Here is a 7,384-nt window from a genome sequence, read left to right on the forward strand (position 1 = left end):
ACGCGGCATGACTCTCGGGGACGACGACGAGACCTCCGGTGGCTACGGCGGTACGGGGCACACGCGCACGCGCCTGCCCGACCGGCCCGGCGATGTGTACGGCGGCGCGCGGAGAGGCCGGTCGTCCTCCCGCAGCCTGGTCACGGTGGTCGGCGTCGTCGTCCTCCTGATCGCCGCGATCGCCTTCGCGAACCGTGGAGGAGACGATTCCTCATCGACGGACGGCGCGGGTTCCCAGCCGAAGGCTGCGCCTACGGCGGCGAGCGGGGATCGTCCGGTGGAGGCCAAGGCGGGCGGGATTCCGACGGGGTACGCGCACGATGAGCAGGGTGCGCAGAGCGCGGCCGCAAATTACACGGCAGCTCTGGGCTCCGACGGTATGTTCAACGCCTCCCGGCGGCGGGGGATCGTGCAGACCATCGCCGCACCCAGCTCCGTGGACCGGCTGCAGTCCGGCTTCGACAGCGACTATTCGGCGGACTTCCTGAAGAAGATCGGCCTGAACGTGGACGGCAGTGCGCCTGCGGGCACCACATTCGTCAATCGCACGCTGCCCGCCGGCACCAAATCGACGTCATTCAGCAGCGATGCGGCCACAGTCGAGGTCTGGTGCAACGGCCTCTTCGGCCTCGCCGGTGACGACTCGAAGAATCCCGTGACCAGTAGCTGGTTCACCGTGACCATCAAGCTGGCGTGGAGCGGCGGCGACTGGAAGGTCCTCGAGAGCAGCCAGAAGGCGGGCCCGACCCCCGTCACCGGAGACAACCCCATTTCCGGGGCCGAGGAGATCGGCAAGGCGGTCCAGGAGTTCGGAGGGTTCACCTATGCCCGGTAGCCGTCACCGCGCGCTCAAGCTCACCAGCCTGGTCGCCGCCACACAGGCAACCACTGTGCTGCTGGCCACCCGCGCCTTCGCAGCGCCTACTCCCACCCCTACACCGTCCACGAGCGACGACCCCTGCTCCCTGATCGCCGGCCCTGCCAAAAAGTACTGTGAGAGGGGCAGCGGGTCCGGCACGGACCGCTCGGGCACCCTGGACCCCACCAGCACCCTCGACCCCCTCTCCTCCCTCGCCAAGGGCTGCGCGGACGCCGCCTCCTGGACCATCGACAAGCTCAGCGAGGCCGTGAAGGAGACCGCGAACGTCGACTTCACGAACCAGAAGTTCCTCCAGCAGTACGCCGTCGTCTTCGCGGCGTCGGCGATCCTCACCCTCCTCCTCTGGCTCCTGGCAGTGGCCAAGCGCGCCGTACGAGGCGTCCCCCTCACCACCGCCATCTCCGAGGCGATCGGGTTCCTCTGGCTGACCGTCCTGGCGTCCGCGTTCACGCCGCTGATCCTCTACACGGTCGTATCGGCGACGGACGGCGTCTCGGAGGTCCTCGCGAAGACCACCGGCAATCAGACCGACACCTTCTTCGGCAACTTCTCCGGCGCCCTCGGCAAGGGCGAGGACATCGGCGGCGGCCCGATCATGCTGATCGTGGTCTCGCTGGTCAGCATCCTGGCCGCCGGTGTGCTGTGGCTGGAGCTGGTGATCAGAGCCGCGCTCCTGTACGTCGGCGCCCTCCTCGGCACCGTCGTCTACGCCGGCCTCGTCGACAAGAACCTGTGGGGCCACGTCCGCCGCTGGGCGGGCATCATGATCGCGGTCATCCTGGTCAAGCCGGTCATCGTCATCGTGCTGGGCCTGGCCGGCGCGCTGTCCGCCGAGGACGGCCCCGACGCCTTCTCCGCCGTCGTGTCCGGCCTCGCCATCATCCTGCTCGCCATCTTCGCCAGCGCGATGATCTACCGTTTCGTCCCCGGCTTCGGCGACGAGATCGCGGGCTCCCGCAGCAACCGCATCATGCAGGGAGCCGAAGGCAAGGCCGCGGCCGTCATGACCTCCCCCGCCACTCTTGTCGCGCAAGGCATCAAGACCCACAGCACCCGCGCCGACAACAACGGCGGCGGGGGCGGAGCGAGTGGCGCCCGCCCGAGCAACCCCGTATCCGGCGGGGTCGCCGCGCACAGCACACGCACCCCGAACGGAGGCGGCGGATCTGTCCCCTCCGCCGCCCCCGCTCCCCGCGCCGGCAACAGCCCGGTGAACAGCCCGCACGCCAGCAACACCCGCAACAGCAGTACCAACCGCACGGGAGGTGAAGGGCGTTGACGACCGAGTCCCATGTGTCCCATCCGGTCACGCCCCGCCGTACATATCTGATCGGCCGCGCCCGGCCGAACGCGATCGTCGGCAGAAATCGTGAGACCGGCGAGATCGCGCTCATCATCGGCGGCGCGTTCCTCGGCATGATGTGCGGGCTCCTCGTCCCGGTGCTGTCCCTGCGCATCGTGCTGCTGATGGGCTTCCCCATGCTCGCGCTGGCCGCGGTGTACGTGCCGTACAAGCGCCGCACGTTCTACAAGTGGTTCGAGATCAACCGCAGTTACAAGCGCACCCTCAAGCAGGGCACCACCTACCGCTCCGGCGTCATGGAGGCCGGCATCCAGCTCGACGGCCGCGAGGTGGAGATCGGCCCACCGCCCGGCATCGGCCGCATCAACTGGCTGGCCGCCCCGTTCGGCCCCGACGAGATCGCCGTACTGCTGCACGCGGACCGCCGTACGGTCACCGCGGCGATCGAGATCGAGGGGCCCGGCGTCGGTCTGCGCGACTCCGAGGACCAGGAAGCCCTCGTCGACCGCTTCGGCACCCTCCTCAAGCACGTGGCCAACGGCGACGGCTTCGTCACCCGGCTCCAGATGCTCGCCCGCACCCTCCCCGCCGACCCGGACGCCCACGCCAAGGACGTCGCCGTGCGCGGGGACGAGAAGTCACCGGGATGGCTGCAGCAGTCGTACGACCAACTGCAGTCGATGGTGTCGACGAGCAGCGAGCAGCACCGCGCGTACCTCGTCGCCTGCATGCACTACAACCGCGAACTGGCCGCCGAGGCCCAGGCGATGGCCCGCGCCGCGCGCCCGCACAACGGCCGCAAGCTGGACCGGGACGCGGGCCTCGCCGTCGTCATGGCCCGCGAGCTGACCGACATCTGCTCGCGCCTCCAGGAGGCCGACATCCGCGTACGGCAGCCGCTGGGCCAGGGCCGCCTCGCCTCGCTCATCCACTCCATGTACGACCCGGACCACCCGATCGACCACATCCAGGCGATGACGAAACGTAATGCCTGGCCGGCCGAGCTGGACGCCATGGAGCCGACGTACCTCCAGGCCAAGACCCGGGAGTCCTCCACCCGCGCCCCCTGGTGCCACGCCACCGCCTGGGTGAAGGAGTGGCCGATGACCCCGGTCGGCGTCAACTTCCTGGCGCCGCTCCTCGTCCACACCCCGGACGTCATCCGAACGGTCGCCGTGACGATGGATCTCGAACCCACCGAGGTAGCCATTGAACGCATGTTGACCGAGAAGACCAACGACGAGGCCGAGGCCTCCCGCGCCGCCAAGATGAACCGGACCGTCGACCCGCGCGACATCGCCGCCCACAACCGCCTCGACCAGCGAGGAGAAGACCTCGCGAGCGGTGCGGCCGGCGTCAACCTGGTCGGCTACATCACCGTCTCCTCCCGCTCACCCGAGGCCCTGGCCCGCGACAAGCGGACCATCCGGGCCTCGGCCGGAAAGTCGTACCTGAAGCTGGAGTGGTGCGACCGAGAGCACCATCGCGCCTTCGTGAACACGCTTCCGTTCGCCACCGGCATTCGAAGGTAGAGGGGCCGCCGCATGCGGGATCCGATGTCCATCCTGACCGACGCCTTCACGTCCTTCCTCTTCGGCAAGGTCGAGACGACCCGCCTGCCGGTACGCACCTCCACGGGCCAGGCCCAGGCGGTCTACCTCCCGACCGCCGCCCCCGGCCTCGGCGACTCGGGCGTCATCATCGGCCGCGAGGTCTACTCCGGCAAGGGCTACATCTACGATCCCTTCCAGCTGTACGGCCAGCAGCTCCCGGCCCCGCACTGGCTGGTCCTCGGCGAGTCCGGCAACGGCAAGTCGGCCCTGGAGAAGACGTACGTCCTACGCCAACTCCGCTTCCGCGACCGCCAGGTCGTCGTCCTGGACGCCCAGGGCGAGGACGGCGCCGGTGAGTGGAACCTCATCGCGCAGGAGCTGGGCATAACGCCGATCCGGCTGGACCCGATGGCGGCGCTCGACCAGGGCATCCGGCTCAACCCGCTCGACCCGGCGATCACGACGACGGGCCAGCTCGCGCTGCTCCGGACCATCATCGAGGTCGCGCTGGGCCACGGCCTCGACGAGCGCTCCGGCTTCGCGCTCAAGGTCGCCCACGCCTACGTCAACGAGACGATCGTCGAACGCCAGCCGGTCCTCACCGACATCGTCGAGCAGCTACGGCACCCCGAGCCGGAGTCCGCCGAGGCGATGAACGTCGACATAGACGACGTACGGGCATGGGGCCTGGACGTCGCGCTGGTCCTCGACCGCCTCGTCGACGGTGACCTGCGCGGCATGTTCGACGGCCCGACGACGGTCGGCATCGACCTGGACGCCCCGCTGATCGTCTTCGACCTGTCCCACATCGACCGGAACTCCATCGCCATGCCCATCCTCATGGCGATCGTCGGCGTGTGGCTGGAGCACACCTGGATCCGCCCCGACCGGAGGAAGCGCATCTTCCTGGTCGAGGAGGCCTGGCACATCATCAACAGCCCGTTCGTGGCCCAGCTCTTCCAGCGGCTGCTGAAGTTCGGCCGCCGACTGGGCCTGTCGTTCGTGGCGGTGGTGCACCACCTGTCCGACGTGGTGGACGGGGCGGCGGCGAAGGAGGCCGCGGCCATCCTCAAAATGGCGTCGACACGGACGATCTACGCCCAGAAGGCCGACGAGGCCCGTGCCACCGGACGGGTGCTGGGCCTGCCCCGCTGGGCGGTGGAGATCATCCCGTCGCTCACCCCCGGCATTGCCGTCTGGGACGTCAACGGCAACGTCCAGGTCGTCAAACACCTGATCACCGAGACCGAACGCCCCCTCGTCTTCACCGACCGCGCGATGACGGAGACCTCCGCCGAACGCGAGCGGACGGACGACGCCCTGCGCGCCGCCGAACTCGAGGCGGAGGAACGGGCGGCGGCCTTCGTGGAACAGCACCTCGGCGACTCCGAGTCGACGGTGGCGTAGCCAGTCGTAGGGGGAAGGCGTGAGACCGAACGAGCACCACCGAGACGACCGGCAGAACAGTCAGGGAGGCATCCCCGACGGCCTCCTGGTCGGCATACTCGCCTTCCTGCTGGGCATGACCCTGCTGGTCTGGTCCGCCACGGGCCTGGCCGCCCTGTTCGCCCACGGCGCCTGGCCCGACGGCGTCACCTTCACCCGCACCCCCCTGGCCATCCGCCACCTCATCGCCCAACCCCACGACGTCCCCGGCGCCTGGCCGGAGGCCCCCAAGGCCCAGCTCTCGGGCTACGGCCTGTTCTGGGGCCTGTTCATCGGCCAAGTCATGATCCTCATTGTCCTGACGGTGTTCGTGCTGGGGACGCTGGCGCGATGGCGGGCGGTGAGGGTGCGGAGGCGACTGGAGATTCCGGAGCCGGCGCCGGCACCTGAGGTCCGCGGAGTCCACGAGGTCCCGGTGCCGCGCGCGGAGCCGCAGCCGCAGCCGACCGAAGTACTGCAGGAGACGGCACCGGTGGAGTCAGCTCCCCTGTCGAGTCCCTTGCCGAGCCTCTCGAGGAACGGTGAACCGGTGGGTGGGTGGGAAACACCCCGCGCCGAAGGCGCGGTCCTCTACGCCCCAACGGAAATCCGCCAATCAACCGCCACCCAAGCCGTACGAGACGCGGAGGGCCCCGCCCTCGTCATCACCTCGAACCCCACCATCTGGCAGGACACCAAGGACGCCCGCGCCAAACTCGGCCCTGTCCACGTCTACGACCCCACCCACCGCTGCGACACCCCGGCCCGCCTCCACTGGTCCCCCACTTCGGGCTGCGAGGACAAGCAGACGGCAGCAAAGAGAGCCGTCGCACTCCTCACCCCGGTCCGCCCCACCGCCCGGCTCGACCAAGCGGTCAGCGACACCGCCGAAACGCTCCTGCGCAGCTACCTGCACGCCGCCGCCATCGACGGCCGCACCATCCGCCACGTCCACCGCTGGTCCCAGGGCACCCAGATCCAGGACGCCGTACGCACCCTCCGTACGAATCCCAAGGCAGCCCCCGGCTCCGCGGGCGAGCTCGAAGCCGCACTCACCGCCCACGCCGAACGCCGGGACATCGCCCAGGAGTTGACGAGCAGGGCCCTCTCCGCCCTCTTCACACTCAACATCCGCGAGGCCTGCACTCCCAACCGAACTGATGCGCTCGCCTTGGATTCCTTCGTCGACGAAGGGGGCACGCTTTATGTGGTCGGTGAATCCATCGAGGACCCCCGGACCAACCCGGGCGCGATGCCCCTGCTCACCGCCCTCGCCTCAAGCGTGGTCGAGCGCGGCCGGCGCATGGCCGAACGGTCATCCTCCGGTCGCCTCGACCCACCACTTACGCTCATCCTGGACGACGTCGCCGCCGTGGCCCCGCTTCCCCAGCTCCCGGAGCTACTGGCCGCCGGAACGGACCGGGGCCTGCCGACACTGGCCCTGCTCCGCTCCCGCGAACAGGCCCGCACACGCTGGCCGGACGCGGAACTCCCGGTGTAACCCGGCTGAGTCAGGCACATCAGTCACGCCCACGCTCGAGCACGAACTCCAACTCCCGCTCCCCGGGCCGAGCGGCCAACGGCACGGTCACACCACTCGGCATGAACCCGACCTTCCGGTAGAACCGCTGCGCCCGCCCGTTCTCCTCGTGCACGATGAGCCGCACCCGTTCGGCGCCCCGCCCCCACGCCCACTCGAGCCCGGCGTCGAACAACACGTCGGTCAGCCCGTTCCCCCGCTCCTCAGGCCGTACGAACACGCCGACGACATGCCCCTGTTTCCGCTCCACCGGAAACCCGGCCCAGTCGGTCGTCCCGGGTTCCTCGATCAGCACGGTCAGCGTCCCGACCCACCGCCCGTCGGGCCCTTCGGCGATGATCTGCTGCACCCCGGTCGACCCCTCCGCGCCCCCGGCCGTCCGTTCCTTCCAGTACGAGTCCGACTTGGCGGCTGCCTCCTCGTACGTCTCCAGAAACGCGAGATGCGCGACAGGATCCTGCAACGCGGCAAGCCGCAGCTCCTTCACGGCAGGCCACTCGTCGACACGCACGGACCGGATCACATAGCTGCTCATGCCAGCCACCGTAATACCCGGTTGAGCCGGCCTGAAATCGGATACGAAAACAAAAAACCCCCGTGCCGATGGCACGGGGGTTTTCTCACAATTTGTTCGGCGGCGTCCTACTCTCCCACAGGGTCCCCCCTGCAGTACCATCGGCGCT

Annotated in this window: 6 protein-coding genes; 5 read left to right on the top strand and 1 reads right to left on the bottom strand. The window is 69.2% G+C overall.

All coding sequences use genetic code 11. From position 1 onward, the window contains the following. Nucleotides 1-7: 7 nt before the first annotated feature. From ACFYO2_RS38960 to ACFYO2_RS38980, 5 genes are read left to right on the top strand one after another with little or no spacing between them, the layout of a single operon-like run. The gene (locus tag ACFYO2_RS38960) at nt 8-835 is read left to right on the top strand and encodes a hypothetical protein (RefSeq protein ID WP_388359242.1); all 828 of its coding nucleotides are present in this window, start codon (nt 8-10) and stop codon (nt 833-835) included. Continuing rightward, entirely contained in the window at nt 825-2,159 is a 1,335-nt protein-coding gene (locus ACFYO2_RS38965) for a hypothetical protein (RefSeq protein WP_388359244.1), read from the top strand. Before ACFYO2_RS38960 ends, ACFYO2_RS38965 begins: the two co-directional genes overlap by 11 nt. Next, a complete protein-coding gene (locus tag ACFYO2_RS38970; RefSeq protein WP_388359247.1) occupies nt 2,156-3,715 on the top strand; it encodes an SCO6880 family protein in 1,560 nt (519 codons plus the stop codon). The genes ACFYO2_RS38965 and ACFYO2_RS38970 overlap by 4 nt, the downstream gene beginning before the upstream one ends. Before the next feature lie 12 nt (nt 3,716-3,727). Beyond that, nucleotides 3,728-5,143, top strand: a complete 1,416-nt coding sequence (locus tag ACFYO2_RS38975) for an ATP-binding protein (RefSeq protein WP_388359249.1) — start codon at nt 3,728-3,730, stop codon at nt 5,141-5,143. A gap of 19 nt (nt 5,144-5,162) precedes the next feature. Further along, nucleotides 5,163-6,662, top strand: a complete 1,500-nt coding sequence (locus ACFYO2_RS38980) for a type IV secretory system conjugative DNA transfer family protein (protein ID WP_388359252.1) — start codon at nt 5,163-5,165, stop codon at nt 6,660-6,662. 19 nt (nt 6,663-6,681) lie between these two features. Here the strand turns inward: ACFYO2_RS38980 and ACFYO2_RS38985 are convergent, their stop codons facing one another. Continuing rightward, entirely contained in the window at nt 6,682-7,236 is a 555-nt protein-coding gene (locus tag ACFYO2_RS38985; RefSeq protein ID WP_388359254.1) for a GNAT family N-acetyltransferase, read from the bottom strand. Between the last annotated feature and the right edge of the window lie 148 nt (nt 7,237-7,384).

The organism is Streptomyces sp. NPDC006602 (genome assembly GCF_042870385.1).
GTDB lineage: Bacteria > Actinomycetota > Actinomycetes > Streptomycetales > Streptomycetaceae > Streptomyces.